Origin of the sequence: Enterobacter cloacae complex sp. P43RS, assembly GCF_014930585.1 — a bacterium.
Classification (GTDB): Bacteria; Pseudomonadota; Gammaproteobacteria; order Enterobacterales; family Enterobacteriaceae; genus Enterobacter; species Enterobacter bugandensis.
This window is the reverse complement of record NZ_JADBRJ010000007.1, coordinates 1-17,725: the sequence shown is the minus strand read 5'-3', so window position 1 is coordinate 17,725 and position 17,725 is coordinate 1. Positions and strand designations below refer to the sequence as shown.

Sequence of the window (17,725 nt, the reverse complement as noted above, 5' to 3'; positions counted from 1 at the left end):
GGCAAGCCCGAACCTAAATCTGATAATCAATCGCTACTTCTTCCGGCTCCATTACCTGGCGTTTGATCTCGTCCACCGACAGCCCGGCATTGCACAGCTCGATAAAGCGCCACACATAGTTGCGCTGCAGCTGCCCGCGCTTCAGGCCCAGCCATACGGTATTGGCGTCAAACAGATGCCGCGTATCCAGGCGCACCAGGTTCCCGTCTTCGCGTTCTCCGCTGGACTGTTCCGCCACCAGGCCAATGCCCAGACCCAGCTCGACGTAGGTTTTGATCACGTCAGAGTCCTGCGCGCTCAGCACGATGTCCGGCGTTAATCCTTTACGGTTGAAGGCCTCGTCTATGCGCGAGCGTCCGGTTATGCCCTGGCGATACGTAATCAGCGGCCATTTCGCGATCGCTTCCAGCGTCAGTGGTGAAACCTGATTCAGCGGATGATCGACCGGAAGCAATAAGCTGTGGTACCAGCGGAACCAGGGAAAGGCCACCAGCAGCGGGTCGTTGCTCAACCGCTCGCTGGCAATGCCGATATCTGCCCCACCGTTTTGCAGCAGCACTTCAATTTCCTGCGGCGTGCCCTGGATAAGCTCCAGACGGACGTCAGGGAAAAGTTCGCGGAAGGCTTTGATCACCGGCGGCAGGCTGTAGCGCGCCTGGGTGTGGGTGGTGGCGATGGTGAGCACGCCGGAGGCATCGTTGGTGAAAAGATCCGCCAGGCGACGCACGTTGCTGGCCTCGTTGAGGATCCGCTCCGCGATGGTGAGCAATGCTTTACCCGGCTCCGTCATGCCGAGCAGCCGCTTGCCGCGGCGGATAAAGATCTCTATGCCCAGCTCCTCTTCCAGCTCGCGGATATGGCGGCTGACGCCGGACTGAGAGGTATAAAGCATATTGGCGACCTCGGTCAGGTTGTAGTCCCGCCTGGCCGCCTCACGGATAATTTTAAGTTGCTGGAAATTCACGATTCACTCCGGCGCATCTGACATAGCTCTATTGTTAGAGTCAGCCGAGCTGCAGAACAAATAATAAAAACCAGCATCTTATGCTTTTATGGAATATCAGCTCACGAGCTGGAGTTCACGGTTCTCAAGCGATGGCTTGCTGACCAGCGACATCAAAATCTCTTTTACTGCCTGCGCCTGAGGCGACAGCGAGCCGCGAGCGGACATGTTCAGCGACAGCGGCAGGCTCATCGAAGGCGTGGTGATCCGCGCCATCCAGCCGTTTGCCGCACCGCACAGCGAGCGCGCGGCGGATTCCGGCAGTACGGTGACACCCATTCCGCTTGCAATGGCCGCGGTCAGCGTGGAGATTGAGTCGATTTCGCCGATGATTTTGGCCGTCAGACGGCGCAGGGAGAACGCTTCGTCCACTCGCACGCGCACGGCGCTGTAGTCGCGCGGCAGATAGAGGTTCATCTCTGCCACGGCGGTAAGATCGACGCTCTGGCCCGGACAGTCGCGGGTGCCCACGAGGTAGAGATCTTCCTTGAGCAGCGGCTGGCTGGTGATCCCGGCAACCGGGGAGCGATCGTAAAGGACCGCCATGTCCAGCTGGCCGTTGAGCAGCTTGTCATTCAGTACAGAACCACTGTTTTCATGCAGATAGACCAGCACTTCCGGAAGCTCAGCGCGCACGGCCTGCAGAAGCGGCATAGTGATAGAGGACGCCGCCGTTCCCGGCGCCAGCCCGATAGAAACGTGCCCGCTCAGGGTCTGGCCCACATTGTTCACCGCCAGCTGCGCCTGTTCACACTGACGCAGGATAGTGCGGGCGTGGGTATACAGGATCTTGCCTGCTTCCGTTGGCGTGACGCCGCGTTTGGTGCGGATCAGTAACTGCTGATCCATCTCGCCTTCCAGAGTAGCCACCTGCTGGCTCAGCGCAGGCTGCGCGATGTGCAGCACTTCTGCCGCTTGAGTCAGGCTGCCGATATCGACGATTTTTACGAAGTATTTCAGTCGTCTTAAGTTCATTTTGCCCCCTGTTCGAAATGCATTGCCGGAACCGGCTGTCGTTGTTGAACAGGTTTTGCAATATGAATGCCACTTTTACCGTGCGGTCTGAATTGTTCGCTAACCGCCTGAAAATAAGGAAACCTAATCATGGAGGGGGGATTTATTACTGAAACAGCAGTTTACGATCTGCCCCATTAGAGGTATATCCGCACCATTACGGTGCATTCCGCTGTCAAAAACATCATTTTGCCGATTTTGTCAGCAAACGATCAAAAGGCGTTGATCCACCCTTTGACAAGGCGAACGCAGGTCGATAATATGCGCCCCGTTCACACGATTCCTCTGTAGTTCAGTCGGTAGAACGGCGGACTGTTAATCCGTATGTCACTGGTTCGAGTCCAGTCAGAGGAGCCAAATTTGAAAAGCCTGCTTTTAAAGCAGGCTTTTTGCTTTTCTGCGCAAGGTAAATGCAAAACGGCAACTGGGTTGCCGTTTTTAGTGTGTTCCCCCTCTCCCGTGGGAGAGGGTTTGGGTGAGGGCACCAGCCCGCACTATGCCTTCACATGCCGATTTTAACCGGCATCCCCGACCGCCGTTCCAGTTCAGCGCCCGCCCCCTCGTTTATCAACTGTGTCTGCTGTGCGGCGGAGATGGGCAGAGGCACTTTCCGGCTCGATTCAAATTCCGCCCGGTTACGTGACAGCGGTTCATGAACCTCCACCCACCGGCTGCCGTCCGGCTCCGTGGTCACCTTAACGGGGCGATCGATAAGCTGTACGCGGGTACCAACGGGGACATTATCAAATAGGTATTTAATGTCGTTGTTACGCAGACGAATACAACCCTGGCTCACCCGCAGCCCAATGCCGAAATTGGAGTTTGTGCCGTGTATGGCATATAGCCGGCCGATATAAATCGCATACAACCCCATCGGATTATCCGGCCCGGCGGGCACGAAGGCGGGCAGCGTTTTCCCCTCTGCCGCATAGGCACGACGCGTGTTCGGCGTAGGTGACCAGGTGGGGCCCTCCTGCTTGCGCTCAACCGCCGTGACCCAGTTACGCGGAGTTTCGCGACCGGCCTGACCAATGCCGATGGGCAATACTTCGACGGTATTGCTGCCCGGCGGGTAATAGTAGAGACGCATTTCCGCCACGTTAACTACAATCCCCTCGCGCACGGTGTCGGGCAAAATCAGCTGCTGAGGAATGACCAGCCGGGTGCCGGATTTGGGCAAAAAAGGATCCACGCCCGGGTTCGCTTCCAGCATATTGCTGAGCCCCAGCCCGTGCTGTGCAGCAAAGGCCTCAAGCGGTAACGTATTGCGCTCGGGAACGGTGATGGTAATCGGGGTTCCCACCAGCCGACTGCCTTCCGGCGGCAGGGTATAGGTTACGGCAAACGCACTGGGAACAGCGGCACACAGCGTAAGGACGAACCAGGTAAGTCGCATCATAATTTCCTGTGCTCACAAAAGAGAAAGCCTGGACTCAGGCAGGCTTTCTCAGTTTACGCTATTACGCTTCGATTTTACGCCATCTGCGCGTCAGCACTTTTTCCGCCTCGACAATAAGGAACATCACAAAACCAATCAGGAAGGTAATGACCCAGTAGCGGAACGGCAGCGCTTCGGTGCCAAACAGCATCTGCATGAACGGGGCGTAAATGATAAGAAGCTGTAGCGCAAGCAGTACGCCGCTCACGATCCAAATCCCTTTATTCGCCAGCAGACCTTTGCTCAGTGAGAAGCCGTCATTAACGCGACAGTTGAGCATGTAGAACCACTGCGCGGTCACCAGGGTTTGCAGCAGCACGGTGCGAATGAATTCCGCCGAGTAGCCGCGCGGCTGTAGCCAGGCTTCCAGCACGAAGGCGCTAATGGCAATCATCAGACCGACAAACACCACGCGCCAGATAGCGTAGCCGTCCATCACATGCAGATTCGCCTTGCGCGGTGGCCGATTCATGATGTCCTTCTCACCCGCTTCAAACGCCAGGCCAAACGACAGGGTTGCTGACGTCGCCATGTTCATCCACAGGATCAGGACCGGCGTCAGCGGAATCAGGTTCCCCGCCAGCAGCGCGATGATGATCAGCAGGGCCTGCGCAATGTTGCTCGGGATAACGAACAGAATCGTTTTTTTCAGGTTATCGTAAACCCGCCGTCCCTCGTGGACCGCACTGGCAATGGTGGCAAAGTTGTCATCCGTTAACACCATGTCGGCGGCTTCCTTGGTGACCTCAGTCCCCTTAATCCCCATGGCGATACCCACATCCGCCCGCTTGAGCGCCGGGGCATCGTTTACGCCATCCCCGGTCATGCCCACCACTTCCTGTTTACTTTGCAGGGCCTGCACGAGGCGGAACTTATCCTCCGGGCTGGTTCGGGCGAAAATATCGTACTGCTGCGCGGCGTCGCTCAGCTGACGGTCGTCCATCGCCTCCAGCTCGCGTCCGGTGATCGCGCTTGCGGCGTTACCAATCCCCAGCATTTGCCCGATGCTCATGGCCGTTTGCGGGTGGTCGCCGGTGATCATTTTCACGCGAATCCCGGCCTGCAGACAGTCGGCAATCGCGGTAATGGCCTCCGGACGCGGCGGATCCATCATTCCTGCAATACCCAGCAGGATCACGCCATCATGGAGGTCCGGGTGATCCAGCTCGCGCTGTCCCTCGCGGGCAGGTTTCCAGGCCGCCGCCACCATGCGCAGCCCTTCCCGGGCATACTCTTCAATTTTCCCTTCCCAGTAAGGTTGATCGAACGGCTGCAGTCCGTCATTCGTCTGCTGGTACTGGCAGAGGCGGAACAGGACGTCCGGCGCGCCGGTGATTAAAATCGCCTCTTCTTCACCCAGTCGGTAGAGCGTGGACATGTATTTATACTGCGAATCAAACGGGATTTTACTGCGCATTTCCGTATCAAGCGGTGGGAGCGGGATTTTCGCCGCCAGCACCTTCAGGGCGCCCTCGGTTGGTCCTCCGGTGATTTTCCACAGCCCCTGCTCGTCTTTGATCAGCTGGCTGTCATTGCAGAGGTCAATGGTGCGCAGGTAGCGTTCCAGCAGGGAACCCTGCGTCACGCTGACGGGCGTCGGGTCATCTACGGGGTGAATATTCCCCACCGGTTCGTAGCTGTCGCCCTCCACGCGATAGGTCGTGTCAGCGGTAATCACCGCTTTGACCGTCATTTCATTCATCGTCAGGGTGCCGGTTTTATCCGAGCAGATGACCGTCATTGCGCCCAGGGTTTCCACCGTGGGCAACTTGCGAATAATGGCCTTGCGACGCGCCATGGCCTGTACGCCAAGCGAAAGGATGATGGAAATGATGGCTGGCAGGCCTTCCGGCACGGCGGCAACGGCGAGGCTGATAAGCGACAGCACCAGTTCAGAAACCGGCATATCCCGGAACAGGAGGCTAAAGACGAACAGCGCTACCATCATCACCAGGATAGTGATGAAGATGGTCTTACCGAGCTTGTCCATCTGCACCATCAGCGGCGTGCGGTGCTTTTCAATGTCGGACATCATCTGATTGATGTGGCCAAGCTCGGTCTCGCCCCCGGTTGCCACCACCACGCCTTTACCGCCGCCGGAGCTGACGGTGGTGCCTGAGTAGAGCAGATTATAGCGATCGCCTAAGGGCAGTTCCCCGCTTAACGCATCGCTGTTTTTCTCAACAACGGTGGATTCGCCAGTCAGGATGGCCTCCTCCACGCGAAGGTTATGCGCCTCAATCACGCGCAGGTCCGCAGGGATACGATCCCCGGCGCGGATCACCACGATATCGCCCGGGACCAGCGCCGTAGTGGGTATCGTTTCATGATTCCCCTGTCGTACCACCACGGCCTCGCTGGAGAGCATATTGCGAATACTCTGCAACGATTTTTCAGCATTGCTCTCCTGGATATGGCCGATCAGCGCGTTAATGATGGCAACCCCGAGGATCACAAACATGTCTACCCAGTGGCCCATAAAGAGCTTAAGCAACGCGGCCACCAGCAGAACGTAAATCAGTACATCGTTAAAATGCGCCAGGAAGCGCAGCCAGGCGGGTTTACCCTTTTTTTGCGGTAACGCATTCTCACCATGCTGCTGAAGTCGGGCTGATGCCTCAGTGCCGCTAAGTCCTTCCAGAGTGGAGTGGATATTCGACAGGGTTTCATCAACGGTTTGTTGATAATACGGACGTTCAGGTTTTCCTGTTTTCATTGTTACTTCCTCAGGTTCTATTCAGAAATCACCTTGCTTTCATGAAATTAACGAATAACGAAAACAGGAACATGGGCGTAACGGACAATACTTGCCGCCTCCGATCCTAACAAATGGGTTTGAATATTTGGATTGCGGGAGCCGACGATAATCGCGCCAGCAGCAAGTTCATCCGCCAGCTTAATAACCTCATCACGAACATTTCCGCTGCGAACATGGAGGTGAACGCGCTCTTCTGGCAAATTCAATTTTTTGACCAGGTCAGACAGTTTTTCTTTTGAATTATTAATCATATATTCATCCATCTTTCGCGCATCTGAAATAAAACCGCGCGTCAGCTCGGCTGAAAATTTTGGCATGACGTGCAGCAAATGAATGTCACCCAATGCGCTTTGCGCCAGAAACTGTGCATGCTGCAACGCTTTATCCGCCAGGCTTGTCTCGTAGACATCCACCGGAACGAGAATGTTTTTATACATATCGAGCATCCTTTTTATAACCAACATGAGAGTGAATGAAGCAAAAAACGCATTAAATGCAGGGGGTTGCCCTTAATGCCAGTTACGGTAAAAGAGATGAATAATATTAAACGTAGCACAGGAATTTCAGGTTTAGCGCGTCCCCACTGCTAATGGTTATTTAACATTTATCTTTTCGCCGACTATGCTCATAGTGAGTTACCGCTTCCGGCTCATGGAGGAATGTATGTATGGCATAAGCCTGATCCGACTGGGTATGTTTATTGCGCTTGCCATTATCGCCAGCACGGCGATTGGTTTATTTACCTATATGGTCGTCACTGTTCTGGCAGAATAGTGTCACCCCTGTCCAGGTTATGGAATAAATAAAACAGTTATTTATTAGGGGAATACAGTGAACCGCTACCTCTCTCTTTTACCGTTCGTTTTGTTAACGCTCACGGCGTGCGATCCTAAACCTGAACAAGCCTCCCCCCTGCCCAGAATGGTTAAAGTGGCGGAGGTGACGGTCCCCGGTCATGCCCAGCAGCGCGTTTTTCCCGCCCGCATTGAATCGGGCGATGCCACAGACCTTTCCTTCAAGCGCGCTGGTCAAATTGAAGCGCTCGATGTGCGTCAGGGCGCAGCCATCAAGCAGGGCCAACAGCTTGCAAGATTGAACGCCCGTGAAGCCCAGCAGCGGGTTAACGACAGGCAGACGGCGGCGACGCTGGCCCAGAGGCAGTTCGATCGCTTCCAGACGCTGGCGGGCCGCCAGGCGATTTCGAAAGCCGAAATGGACGTGCAGCGTGCGAACCGCGATTCGGCGAATGCGGCGCTGCAGATTGCCCGAGAAGAGTTGAATCAGATGACGCTCGTCGCCCCCTTCAGCGGGACGGCGGCCAGCGTACATGTCCGAAACCATCAGGTGGTGTCTGCCGGTCAGCCCATCGCGACGTTAACCCGCACCGATCTGCTTGACGTGGTGTTCAGCATCCCTGAAAACCTGTTTAAGACCTTTGATATCCGCAACGCGCAGTATCGTCCGGTAGTGAGAATTAACGCCATTCCGGATCGGGAATTTACCGCCGTCTACAAAGAGCACTCGGGCAGCAGCGACAGTAATACCCTGACCTGGCAGGTGATACTGACCATGCCGCGACCAGATGATTTTCCCGCCGTCGGTGGCGTAAGCGGTACGGTGACCATCAATTTAACCAACCTCCCGGCTGGCGCGGGCGCTCAGACGCTGGTTGTACCGGTTGAGGCCGTCTTTAACCCGGACAACAGCCCACGCAATGAGCCGCACGTCTGGGTTGTGGCGGGAGAAGGCGACACGCTCCATCTTGAAGACCGCAAGGTCAGCGTGGGGCAAGTGATAACCGAAGGCGTGACGATCACCAGCGGGCTTAAGGCGGGCGAGCGCGTGGTGGCCGCAGGCGTGGGAGAGCTCCATGCTAACCAGCCGGTGCGTATCTGGACGCGTGAGCGGGGACTGTAATGGATATCACTCGTCAATTTATTAATAACCCGGTTCGCGTCTGGCTAACGATTCTGCTGCTGGGCATTGGGGGGATTTTCGCCCTGTTGAATATCGGCAGGCTGGAAGATCCCGCCTTTACCATCAAAACCGCTGTGGTGGTTACCCACTACCCCGGCGCATCCGCTCAGCAGGTTGAAGAAGAGGTGACGCTGCCGCTGGAGAATGCCCTTCAGCAGCTGCCTTATCTGGACAACGTGAGCTCCATCTCATCAAACGGGCTGTCGCAAATCACCGTTAACATCGCTTCACGCTATCACTCGAACGAACTGCCGCAGATTTGGGATGAGCTGCGCCGCCGAGTGGGCGATGCCTCGCGTCAGTTCCCGCCCGGCGTCGTCACGCCCTTTGTGAATGACGATTTCGGCGACGTGTTCGGCTTCTTCTTCGCCATTTCCGGGGATGAATTCAGTAATCCTGAACTGGTGAGATATGCAGAGCAGCTGCGCCGCGCGTTGATTCTCGTTCCCGGCGTCGCGAAGGTCGCCATCGGCGGGGCCATTAGCCAACAGGTCAACATCGATATTTCCCTGACCAAAATGGCCGCGCGCGGCATTACGCTGAACCAGCTTTCCGCCCTGCTCAGCAGGCTCAACGTCGTTTCCAGCGCCGGAGAAATCACCTCCGGCAGCGAATCCATTCGTCTGCACCCGACCGGTGAGTTCGAGAATCTCAATGAACTGGCGGATCTCATCATCACGCCTTCCGGCACCGGGGCGGCGACGCGCCTGCGGGATATCGCCACGCTGTCGCGCGGGCTGAACGAATCGCCCGCCAGTATCTACCATGCCAACGGCAAAAAAGCCGTCACCATGGGCGTCTCGTTTATTCCCGGCGTGAACGTGATCGACGTGGGCCACGCGCTGGAGGCGAAGCTAAACCAGATGTCGGCGGAAAAACCGGCAGGCATACAGATAGATCTGTTTTACGATCAGGCAGCCGAAGTGGGCCATTCTGTTAACGGTTTTATTATTAACTTCCTGATGGCGCTGGCGATTGTCATCGGCGTGCTGCTGATCTTTATGGGGGTACGCAGCGGGATCATCATCGCGGTTTCTCTCGCCCTTAACGTGCTGGGCACGCTGCTGATTATGTATCTGTGTGGCATTGAGCTACAGCGCATCTCGCTCGGGGCGCTGATTATCGCCCTCAGCATGCTGGTGGATAACGCCATCGTGATTGTCGAAGGGGTGTTGATTGCCCGGCAGCAGGGCTCCCCGCTGTTAACCGCCGTAAACAACATCATCCGCCGCTCCGCCCTGCCGCTGCTGGGGGCGACGGTGATCGCCATCCTTGCGTTTGCCCCTATCGGGCTATCGCAGGATTCCACCGGGGAATACTGTAAATCTCTGTTCCAGGTGCTGCTGATTTCCCTGATGCTGAGCTGGTTCTCGGCGCTCACCCTCACCCCGGTGCTGATTAAGTGGTGGTTGTTTAAAAACGACAGCGCGCCGGATGCCACTGACGAGTCAGATCCTTACGACAAACGTCTCTACCGCCTCTACCAGCACCTGCTGAACGCACTGCTGCACCATAAAGCGCCTACGCTGGTAGTGATGGCCGCCCTGCTGGCCGCGTCTGTCTGGGGGTTTGGCGCGGTGCGGCAAAACTTTTTCCCGTCGTCCAATACGCCGATTTTCTTTGTCGACCTCTGGTTACCCTACGGCACCGATATCAAATGGACCGAGAAAATGACCGGCGATATTGAGAAAACCATCAAGGGACGGCCCGGCGTGGAAACCACCGTCTCGACCATCGGTCAGGGGAGCATGCGCTTTATTCTGACCTACAGCGGACAGCGGCAATACAGCAACTACGCGCAGATCATGGTGCGTATGGATGACCAGCGCAGCATCTCCGCGCTGACGCGCTACGTGGATGAGTACATCGCGCGTAACTACCCGCAGGTCAACGCCAGCACGAAACGGGTGATGTTTGGGCCCTCCGGCGACAGCGCCATTGAAGTGCGCATTAAAGGCCCGGATCCTGACAGGCTGCGTCTGATTGCCAGCCAGGTGGACGATATCCTGGCGCGCGACCCAGCCACGGGGAGCGTCCGAAACGACTGGCAAAACCGCAGCAAAGTGATCCGTCCACAGTACGTCGCCGCGCTGGGACGCGAGCTTGGCGTGGATAAGCAGGACGTCGACAACGCGCTGGAGATGAATTTCTCCGGCAGCCGGGCGGGGTTGTATCGGGAAGGCAGTGACCTGCTGCCCGTGGTGGTGAGGCCTCCGGAAAGCGAAAGGCTGGACGCCAGCCACCTGAACAACGTGCTGGTATGGAGCCATGCGCGACAGCAGTATATCCCGCTGAGTAACGTCGTTAGCCGCTTCACGCTGGAGTGGGAAGATCCGCTCATCCTTCGACGCGACCGCTCGCGGGTACTGACGGTTCAGACGGATCCGGACCCGCTGAGCCAGCAAACCTCCGGTGATATTCTCGCCCGCGTGAAGCCGCTGGTGGATGCCCTTCCCCTGCCACACGGCTACAGCATCGAGTGGGGGGGCGACGCGGAAAACTCCAGCGAAGCGCAGCAAGGGCTGTTCACTACGCTACCTCTCGGGTATCTGGTGATGTTTGTTATTACGGTGCTGATGTTCAGCTCGGTAAAAAATGCCGTCGCGATCTGGCTAACCGTACCGCTGGCGTTGATTGGCGTCACGCCAGGATTTTTAATTACCGGCATTCCCTTTGGCTTTATGGCGCTGATTGGGCTGCTGAGCCTGAGCGGAATGCTCATCCGCAACGGCATCGTGCTGGTGGAAGAGATCGAACAGCAGAAAACGCACAAGGATCAGCACAGCGCGATCGTTTATGCCGCCACCTCGCGCCTGCGCCCTATCCTGCTCACCGCGTTCACGACCGTACTTGGCCTGGCACCGCTGCTGCTGGATGTTTTCTTCCAGAGCATGGCCGTTGTGATTATGTTTGGACTGGGGTTTGCTACAATCCTGACGCTACTGGTACTCCCCGTGATCTATGCGTGTTTCCATCGTAAGGACGAAGCCAAACAACAATGAATGCGACAGGGCTGAACATTATCAAGACGCTGGGCTGTATGACGGCGGTCACCTTCTTCACCATCTACAATACCTGGGATCATTATGACTATGACTATCACTGGATCCTGGGCTTTTTAACCTTTATCTCGACCATCGCCACGCCGCTGTTTTTTGTGGTGTCGGGCTATCTCGACGGGCAATCACGGCACGGCACGCGCTGGCAGCTGGGGAAAATAAAAAGTCTGGTGATTGTTTTTCTGTTCTGGATAACGATCTACTACCTCTGGGAGCCTTATCAGCGCGGGTATTTAATTCAGCCCTGGTTCGTGTTCGCATTTGTCGTGATTTACACCTTCCACCCGGCGGTGGAGTGGCTTAGCCAGCGGAGATCGCTGTTCTGCGGCGCGATTGCTGCTCTGCTGTGCTTTTCCTACGGATACGATCTGTTATCGGCGCTTTATCCTGAAACGCACGTCCTTTCGCTTTCGCCGCAGTATCGGCTGTGGACATGGCTGCTGTTTTATCTGACCGGGCAGCTCTTCTGCGACCCAAAAGTCGCCGAGTGGATAAGCCGCAAAAACGTGGTTCGGGCGGCGGTTGTCGCCATCCCGTTTATCTATCTCTTCACCTGGTTTTACGAGCGCCACTTCTTTTTTGCCCTGTTTAAGGCCGACAGAAACGCCTTTATTCTCACCGGCTCGCAGATCTACATCCTGATTATTGCCCTGGTGATTGCGGCGAACGGCGTTCGCTTTCGCCGCAATGCTGAATTAAAGGAGTCCATTCTGGCCGCCATCAGCAAAACGATGACCGGCGTATATATTGTGCATTACTCGGTGTTTCATCTGCTGACGGCGCTGATACCGGTGACCTCTCTCGGCATGAAGCTGGCGCTGATTGTGCTTACGTTCGTCACCTCTGTTCTCTTCTCCATGCTGGTATTGTCTAACGCCGTGGCAAAAAAGGTGATCACCCTTTAAAAGCCTAAGCGCAGCCAGGCAAAGAGCACGTTGCCGTTGTTATACGTTCCAGGAATATAGGTGAACTGGACGGTAACGCGCTTATAGCCAGCTGAAAACAGCGGGAAGATGAACGGCAGAGGCACATAGTTTGCAAAATCATCTCGCGCCGTGATGCCTGCGGCGGCACCGAGCCCAAGGCGGAAATCTTTGGCATTATCCAGATACCAGCCCTTCTCCCAGCCATAGCCCATCGCGGGCTGCCATTCGTTGTGCGAGTCCTTGAACATCATTGCGAAAAGCGCGCTCCAGTTGCCCTCTTCGTTATAGCGGGACACGCCCAGGCCGCCGCCCCACGGCATTTCGTTGTACTTGTCGGTTTTTTCTTTATCGTACATAAAGCGGGCGTGCCAGCTCAGAAACGGCAGGTACAGATCGTAACGTTGCGGCTGTTCCCAGGTCTGGGATATATCATCCGTCAGCGCATTCCACCAGCCGCTAATACGCTGTTCGCCATAGACTTTCGGCTCGGCATGAAGCGGTGCGGCGAATAAAAACAGGACCATCCAGAATGCCGAAAAGTTACGTTGCATCGTTTTTCCCTCAGCTTTAGTCACGCAGCGGTATCTATTACTGTAATCCATTCAGCACGAACCGGAGCCAAACAGACTGATTTATCTCGAGGCAGGGGAAGATGAAATTTATTTATTCAGCGCCTTCCGGAAAGATAAAAACGTTTTCTCAGGCGTTTTGTCGCGGTAGTCTCATAGGTTCCGTTTATATGACGGCTGCTATGTGAGTGACCTTTTCTTATACCAATAATAAAAAACAGTACGGACAGGATAACTATGGACTCCACCCTCATCTCCGATCGTCCCAACGAGGAGACACCTTCGCTCAATCGCGCCCGCCGCGCTGCACTCGGCAGCTTCGCAGGTGCCGTCGTCGACTGGTATGATTTTCTGCTTTACGGCATTACCGCCGCGCTGGTGTTTAACCGCGAGTTTTTTCCCCAGGTCAGCCCTGCGATGGGCACGCTCGCCGCGTTTGCCACCTTCGGCGTCGGCTTTCTGTTTCGCCCGCTGGGCGGGGTGATTTTCGGCCACTTCGGCGACCGGCTTGGCCGCAAGCGCATGCTGATGCTTACCGTCTGGATGATGGGGATCGCCACCGCGCTGATTGGCATTCTCCCGTCGTTTTCCGCCATCGGCTGGTGGGCGCCGGTGTTGCTGGTGACATTACGCGCCATTCAGGGCTTCGCCGTGGGCGGCGAATGGGGCGGCGCGGCGCTGTTATCCGTTGAGAGCGCGCCAAAAAACAAGAAAGCGTTTTACAGCAGCGGCGTGCAGGTCGGGTACGGCGTCGGGCTGTTGCTTTCCACCGGGCTGGTATCGTTAATCAGCCAGCTCACCACCGACGCGCAGTTTCTGAGCTGGGGCTGGCGCATCCCTTTTATCTTCAGCATCGTGCTGGTCATTGCCGCGCTGTGGATCCGCAACGGGATGGATGAGTCGGCAGAGTTCGAACAGCAACAGCGTGAGGAGCCGTCCGTCAAAAAGCGGCTGCCGGTGATGGAAGCCCTGATTCGGCACCCTGGCGCTTTTCTGAAAATTATCGCCCTGCGCCTGTGCGAGCTGCTGACGATGTATATCGTCACCGCCTTTGCGCTGAACTACTCGACGCAGAATCTCGGCCTGCCGCGCGAACTGTTCCTGAATATCAGCCTGGTGGTTGGCGGGATCAGCTGCCTGACCATCCCCTGCTTCGCCTGGCTGGCGGACCGGTTTGGTCGCCGCCGCGTCTACATCACCGGCGCGCTGATTGGCACCCTCAGCGCCTGGCCGTTCTTTATGGCGCTGGAGGCGCAGTCTGTGTTCTGGATTGTCTTCTTCGCCATTATGCTCGCCAACATCGCTCACGATATGGTGGTCTGCGTGCAGCAGCCGATGTTTACTGAACTGTTCGGCGCCAGCTACCGCTACAGCGGCGCGGGCGTGGGTTACCAGGTGGCAAGCGTGGTCGGCGGCGGGTTTACGCCGTTTATTGCCGCCGCGCTGGTGACCTTCTCCGGCGGTAACTGGCACAGCGTGGCGATTTATCTGCTGGCAGGCTGCCTGCTGTCGGCGGCAACGGCGCTGTTCATGAAAGAGACGAGCCACCGCTGATCTCCCTTTTGTTTCACAGGCGTGTGACATACTATCGGGTAGAGTCGCACACCTGTGGAACAAGGAGACAGAGATGAATAATAAGGGCTCCAGCCTGACCCCGGCTCAGGCGCTGGAAAAACTCGACGCGCTGTATGAACAGTCCGTCAACGCGCTGCGCAGCGCCATCAGCGAATACATCGAAACAGGGAAACTTCCCGATCAAAAGGCCAGAAACGAAGGCCTTTTTGTTTATCCATCGCTCTCTGTAACCTGGGACGGCAGCGCCAGCACGACGCCGAAAACCCGCGCCTACGCCCGTTTTACCCACTCAGGCTGCTACAGCACCACCGTCACCCGCCCTGCGCTGTTCCGCCCCTATCTGGAAGAGCAGCTCACGCTGCTGTACCAGGATTACGGCGCGCACATTGCCGTGGAGCCTTCACAGCATGAGATCCCGTACCCGTACGTGATTGACGGTTCGGCGCTAACTCTTGACCGCTCCATGAGCGCGGGACTGACACGCCACTTCCCAACGACCGAGCTGTCGCAGATTGGCGATGAGACGGCTGACGGGATTTATCACCCGGCAGAGTTTTCCCCCCTGTCGCATTTTGACGCCCGTCGGGTGGATTTCTCCCTGGCGCGCCTGCGCCACTACACCGGCACGCCCGCCGAGCATTTCCAGCCGTTTGTGCTGTTTACCAACTACACCCGCTACGTGGACGAGTTCGTTCGCTGGGGCTGTAGCCAGATCCTTGATCCGGACAGTCCATATATCGCCCTCTCCTGCGCGGGCGGGATCTGGATCACCGCCGAGACCGAAGCGCCCGAGCAGGCCATCTCCGATCTGGCGTGGAAAAAACACCAGATGCCCGCCTGGCACCTGATCACCGCCGACGGTCAGGGGATCACCCTGATCAACATCGGCGTCGGCCCGTCGAACGCCAAAACCATCTGTGACCATCTGGCGGTGCTGCGCCCCGACGTGTGGCTGATGATTGGCCACTGCGGCGGCCTGCGCGAAAGCCAGCTGATTGGCGATTACGTGCTGGCCCACGCCTATCTGCGCGACGACCACGTGCTGGATGCGGTACTGCCGCCGGATATCCCAATCCCGAGTATCGCCGAAGTACAGCGCGCGCTCTACGACGCCACCAAAGAGGTCAGCGGCATGCCGGGTGAAGAGGTCAAACAGCGCCTGCGTACCGGTACGGTAGTGACGACGGATGACCGCAACTGGGAGCTGCGTTACTCCGCCTCCGCGCTGCGCTTCAACCTGAGCCGAGCGGTGGCGATTGATATGGAGAGCGCCACCATCGCCGCCCAGGGGTATCGCTTCCGCGTTCCTTACGGCACGCTGCTGTGCGTGTCCGATAAGCCGCTGCACGGCGAAATTAAGCTGCCGGGTCAGGCCAACCGTTTCTATGAAGGGGCGATTTCCGAACATTTGCAGATCGGCATTCGCGCCATCGACCTGCTGCGGGCGGAAGGCGACCGACTGCATTCGCGCAAGCTGCGCACCTTCAACGAGCCGCCGTTCCGCTAATAACAATAAGGAAAAACCATGCACACCCCTACTCCGCTCTCTGCCCTGCGTCAGTGGCTTCAGGAAAACAGCCTCGACGGGATGATCGTTCCGCGCACCGATGCCTGGCAAAGCGAGAATTGCGCGTCGAACGACGAAAAGCTGGCCTGGCTGACAGGCTTTAACGGCTCTGCTGGCGTCGCGCTGGTACTGAGGAATAAAGCGCTGCTGTTCGTCGACGGACGCTATCAGGTGCAGGCCCGCGTTCAGGTGAATATGGATGAGGTTGAGATCCACCATCTGCACAACGAGCCGCTGGCAGACTGGCTGACGGCCAACGTCGCGGCGGGCACGCGCATTGGTTTTGACCCAATGCTGATGACGAATACCGAGTTTACGCAGCTGTCTGCCACACCGTGCGCGCTCGTGCCGCTGAACGCGTCACCGTTTGACGCCTTATGGACCGATCGCCCTGCCGCACCGGCGGGGCTTATCCGTGAGATGCCGGTTGCGATAAGCGGTGAAAGCAGCGAAGACAAACGTCAGCGCGTTGCCGCCGTGCTGGCCGCGAACAACGCTGACTACCTGGCCGTTACGCTGCCGGATAACATTGCGTGGCTGCTCAACGTGCGCGGCTCAGATATCCCCACCAGTCCGGTACCGCTCTCATTTGCCCTGCTCGGTCGCGACGGCCGCGTTGAGTGGTTTGTTAGCGACAATAAGCTCGCAGAACTCCCTGATGCAGTTCTGAACGCCTTCACGATTGCGCCACAGGACACCTTTATTGAGCGCTGTCAGCAACTTGCTGAAGGGAAGCGGGTGATTGTTGATGCCGACTCCGCGCCGGTGGCCCTGCGCTTTGCCATTGAACCGCGCGGTGAAATTGTCTGGCGAACCGATCCCATTACCCTCATTAAGGCTACCAAAAACCCGGTCGAGCTGGCAGGGTATCGCGAGTGCCATCTCCAGGACGGCGCCGCGTGGGTCAACTTCCTGGCATGGCTGAGCCGCGAAGTGCCGCTGCGTGCGGCGGCGGGACAACCGCTAACGGAGCTGGAAGTGCAGGCGCAGCAGCTGGCATTTCGCAAACAGCAGCCCGGTTTTATCGAGCAGAGTTTCGCGACCATTTCCGCCTCTTCGAGCAATGCGGCGATGTGCCACTATCATTCAAGCGAGGCCAGCAACAAGCCCATCGGCCATAACCATTTTTACCTGAACGATTCGGGCGGTCAGTACGCTAACGGCACCACCGATGCCACGCGCACGCTGGCGTGGGGTAATGTCCCCTCGCAGCAGCGTCTGCACTACACCGCCGTGCTGAGAGGTTTTCTGTCGCTGATTACCCTGCAGTTCCCTTCCGGTACGCAGGGGCACCAGCTGGATGCTTTCGCGCGTCGTCCGCTGTGGGAGATGGGGCTGGATTACGATCACGGTACCGGGCACGGCGTGGGCCACCAGCTTCTGATCCACGAAAACCCGCATCGCATCGCCAAAAAGGTGAACCCGTGGCCGCTGGTGGCAGGCAATATCATGACCATTGAGCCGGGATACTATCTGGGCGATAGCCACGGTATCCGTATTGAAAACCAGGTAGAAATTGTGGAGAGCCGACCGGGGTTCTGCAAGTTTGCCTCGCTGACGCTGATCCCGATCGATCTAAGCCAAGTGGAATTGCAGCTGTTGAGCGAGCAGGAAAAGCAGTGGCTGGATGCGTATCACCAGCAGGTACGTGAGGCGCTGACGCCGCGGGTGAATAGCGAGGCGCGTTCGTGGCTGGAGGCGGCGACGGCGCCGGTTCGTGTGTAATTTCGTGCGGTCTGATGCCCTCACCCCATCCCTCTCCCATGTACGGTCCGGGGACATAGTGAACACTTGTTCGGGGACATGGTAGACACTTACAACTGAGGCATAAGAACCCGT

General features: G+C 57.2%; 12 protein-coding genes and 1 tRNA gene. 7 read left to right on the top strand and 6 right to left on the bottom strand.

All coding sequences use genetic code 11. From position 1 onward, the window contains the following. Positions 1 to 13: 13 nt before the first annotated feature. Together cbl and nac are read right to left on the bottom strand one after the other, a co-directional pair. Positions 14 to 964 (bottom strand): HTH-type transcriptional regulator Cbl, encoded by a 951-nt coding sequence (cbl, locus tag IM294_RS15065; RefSeq protein ID WP_126818422.1) that lies wholly within the window; start codon positions 962 to 964, stop codon positions 14 to 16. A 96-nt stretch (positions 965 to 1,060) separates the two neighbouring features. Next, on the bottom strand, positions 1,061 to 1,978 hold the full coding sequence (nac, locus tag IM294_RS15060) for a nitrogen assimilation transcriptional regulator NAC (protein WP_028013742.1): 918 nt from the start codon (positions 1,976 to 1,978) through the stop codon (positions 1,061 to 1,063). Positions 1,979 to 2,298: 320 nt separating this feature from the next. Here nac and IM294_RS15055 point away from each other — a divergent pair. Continuing rightward, a tRNA-Asn gene (locus IM294_RS15055) sits at positions 2,299 to 2,374 on the top strand. Positions 2,375 to 2,519: 145 nt separating this feature from the next. Here the strand turns inward: IM294_RS15055 and ldtA are convergent. The 3 genes from ldtA to IM294_RS15040 all read right to left on the bottom strand — a co-directional run bounded on the left by ldtA (position 2,520) and on the right by IM294_RS15040 (position 6,650). After that, positions 2,520 to 3,416 (bottom strand): L,D-transpeptidase, encoded by an 897-nt coding sequence (gene ldtA / locus IM294_RS15050; RefSeq protein WP_045260382.1) that lies wholly within the window; start codon positions 3,414 to 3,416, stop codon positions 2,520 to 2,522. Positions 3,417 to 3,477: 61 nt separating this feature from the next. Then, positions 3,478 to 6,171, bottom strand: a complete 2,694-nt coding sequence (locus IM294_RS15045; RefSeq protein WP_048959409.1) for a cation-transporting P-type ATPase — start codon at positions 6,169 to 6,171, stop codon at positions 3,478 to 3,480. Between the two features lie 47 nt (positions 6,172 to 6,218). Further along, positions 6,219 to 6,650 (bottom strand): universal stress protein, encoded by a 432-nt coding sequence (locus IM294_RS15040; RefSeq protein WP_028013745.1) that lies wholly within the window; start codon positions 6,648 to 6,650, stop codon positions 6,219 to 6,221. 394 nt (positions 6,651 to 7,044) lie between these two features. Here IM294_RS15040 and IM294_RS15035 point away from each other — a divergent pair, with 394 nt between their 5' ends. From IM294_RS15035 to IM294_RS15025, 3 genes are read left to right on the top strand one after another with little or no spacing between them, the layout of a single operon-like run. After that, positions 7,045 to 8,130, top strand: a complete 1,086-nt coding sequence (locus IM294_RS15035) for an efflux RND transporter periplasmic adaptor subunit (RefSeq protein WP_063437792.1) — start codon at positions 7,045 to 7,047, stop codon at positions 8,128 to 8,130. Then, positions 8,130 to 11,192: an efflux RND transporter permease subunit gene (locus tag IM294_RS15030; RefSeq protein WP_126818833.1), complete on the top strand. Its 3,063-nt coding sequence runs from the start codon at positions 8,130 to 8,132 to the stop codon at positions 11,190 to 11,192. Before IM294_RS15035 ends, IM294_RS15030 begins: the two co-directional genes overlap by 1 nt. Continuing rightward, complete coding sequence (locus IM294_RS15025) at positions 11,189 to 12,154, top strand: acyltransferase (protein WP_045629806.1); 966 nt, start codon at positions 11,189 to 11,191, stop codon at positions 12,152 to 12,154. The genes IM294_RS15030 and IM294_RS15025 overlap by 4 nt, the downstream gene beginning before the upstream one ends. On the opposite strand, the gene pagP is transcribed toward IM294_RS15025, so the two are convergent. After that, positions 12,151 to 12,726, bottom strand: coding sequence for a lipid IV(A) palmitoyltransferase PagP (gene pagP / locus IM294_RS15020; RefSeq protein WP_193360360.1), 576 nt, complete (start codon positions 12,724 to 12,726; stop codon positions 12,151 to 12,153). The two genes, IM294_RS15025 and pagP, sit on opposite strands and share 4 nt — an antisense overlap. 255 nt (positions 12,727 to 12,981) lie before the next feature. On the opposite strand from pagP, the gene shiA reads away from it, so the two are divergent. From shiA to IM294_RS15005, 3 genes are all read left to right on the top strand, one after another. Then, positions 12,982 to 14,298: a shikimate transporter gene (gene shiA, locus IM294_RS15015; RefSeq protein ID WP_126818835.1), complete on the top strand. Its 1,317-nt coding sequence runs from the start codon at positions 12,982 to 12,984 to the stop codon at positions 14,296 to 14,298. A 73-nt stretch (positions 14,299 to 14,371) separates the two neighbouring features. Then, positions 14,372 to 15,826 carry an AMP nucleosidase gene (locus IM294_RS15010; protein WP_041909184.1) on the top strand — a complete coding sequence of 485 codons (1,455 nt, stop codon included), beginning with the start codon at positions 14,372 to 14,374 and terminating at the stop codon, positions 15,824 to 15,826. Positions 15,827 to 15,844: 18 nt separating this feature from the next. Beyond that, positions 15,845 to 17,611, top strand: a complete 1,767-nt coding sequence (locus IM294_RS15005; protein WP_126818836.1) for an aminopeptidase P family protein — start codon at positions 15,845 to 15,847, stop codon at positions 17,609 to 17,611. Positions 17,612 to 17,725 lie beyond the last annotated feature (114 nt).

What these genes read in the sequence shown, in the direction of transcription:
- IM294_RS15030 (WP_126818833.1), top strand. Translation starts at nt 8,130, where the DNA reads ATGGATATCACTCGTCAATTTATTAATAACCCGGTTCGCGTCTGGCTA.
- nac (WP_028013742.1), bottom strand. Translation starts at nt 1,978, where the DNA reads ATGAACTTAAGACGACTGAAATACTTCGTAAAAATCGTCGATATCGGC.
- IM294_RS15025 (WP_045629806.1), top strand. Translation starts at nt 11,189, where the DNA reads ATGAATGCGACAGGGCTGAACATTATCAAGACGCTGGGCTGTATGACG.
- pagP (WP_193360360.1), bottom strand. Translation starts at nt 12,726, where the DNA reads ATGCAACGTAACTTTTCGGCATTCTGGATGGTCCTGTTTTTATTCGCC.
- IM294_RS15045 (WP_048959409.1), bottom strand. Translation starts at nt 6,171, where the DNA reads ATGAAAACAGGAAAACCTGAACGTCCGTATTATCAACAAACCGTTGAT.
- IM294_RS15040 (WP_028013745.1), bottom strand. Translation starts at nt 6,650, where the DNA reads ATGTATAAAAACATTCTCGTTCCGGTGGATGTCTACGAGACAAGCCTG.
- IM294_RS15005 (WP_126818836.1), top strand. Translation starts at nt 15,845, where the DNA reads ATGCACACCCCTACTCCGCTCTCTGCCCTGCGTCAGTGGCTTCAGGAA.
- ldtA (WP_045260382.1), bottom strand. Translation starts at nt 3,416, where the DNA reads ATGATGCGACTTACCTGGTTCGTCCTTACGCTGTGTGCCGCTGTTCCC.
- shiA (WP_126818835.1), top strand. Translation starts at nt 12,982, where the DNA reads ATGGACTCCACCCTCATCTCCGATCGTCCCAACGAGGAGACACCTTCG.
- IM294_RS15010 (WP_041909184.1), top strand. Translation starts at nt 14,372, where the DNA reads ATGAATAATAAGGGCTCCAGCCTGACCCCGGCTCAGGCGCTGGAAAAA.